We start from the raw sequence: 1,124 nt of genomic DNA, 5'->3' as shown, positions 1-1,124 counted from the left end.
TTTTTACAAAAGCATCAAAAACATCCCTTTAAATCAAGCCATTTTTGAACTGGCAAACCGCTTGAGCATTGCTACTTCCCTACCCCAACAAAGCACCCATCAATACCAAAAATTCTACAACATCATGCAAGAAGCATCAGATTTTTATTCCCATCAATTAAAACACAACAAACAAGTCCTCAATTATTTAGAAAAAAGAGGCTTTGACAATGACATAATAAAACATTTTAAATTAGGTTATGCTCCCAAAGCTTCCCATTTATCACGTTATTTAATGGAAGGTACCAAATTTGACCCTGATGACCTAAAAAAATTAAGTCTCATCAATCAAGACGAGAAAACCGGCAACTTTTATGATTTTTTCAAAAACCGGCTCATTTTTCCCATTACTAACAAATCAGGCCAAATTGTTGCTTTTTCCAGCCGCAGTCTAGATGATCAAATGCCTAAATATCTCAACAGTCCCGAAACAATAATTTTCAAAAAAGGCGAAACTTTGTATCAATACTACGAAACCCAAGCTGAAATCAGAAAAAAACAAACAGTCATTTTGCATGAAGGTTTTTTTGATGTTATGGCATCTTTTAAAGCCCAATTCAAAAACGTAGTTGCTACCATGGGAACTAACCTTACTTTGGATCATGCCAAACTATTAAAAAAACTCACCGACAAAATAATTATTGCCTATGACGGCGACAAAGCAGGAAAAACCGCTACTTTAGAAATTGGAACCTTTCTCCAAAAAAACCACTTCCAAGTCCAAATAGTAGATTTTCCAAATAATCTAGACCCCGATGAATACATCAAAACTGAAGGAACCGAAAAATACCAACACCTTCTAACTGATAATTTAAAGGATTTTTTAGCTTTGAAAGTGGATTTGATTTGCCAACAAATGGATGCTTACAACCAAGCCCAAACCAAAAAAGAATTACAAGAACTATTCCAATCCTCAAGCTTTGAAATCAAAATGCTTTATCAAGAATACTTACAAAAAACATATCAACTAACAGTTAACCTTAATTCTCAAGTCTCCATTAACAAAGCCCCAAAACCTCCTTACATTGCTCACACCAAACAACAATTAAATTTAACCAAATTTGACATTAAAATAGAAATCATCA

At 33.7% G+C, this 1,124-nt stretch carries 1 protein-coding gene; it reads left to right on the top strand.

The annotated features are described in order from the left end of the window. The coding region (gene dnaG / locus OYV_RS04000; RefSeq protein ID WP_042068419.1) for a DNA primase at nt 1-1,124 on the top strand (1,124 nt) is incomplete at both ends.

The sequence above is a fragment of the 'Chrysanthemum coronarium' phytoplasma genome (assembly GCF_000744065.1).
GTDB classification, from domain to species: domain Bacteria; phylum Bacillota_I; class Bacilli_A; order Acholeplasmatales; family Acholeplasmataceae; genus Phytoplasma; species Phytoplasma asteris.
The sequence above is the reverse complement of the archived record's forward strand: the minus strand, read 5'-3'. Positions and strand labels throughout refer to the sequence as shown.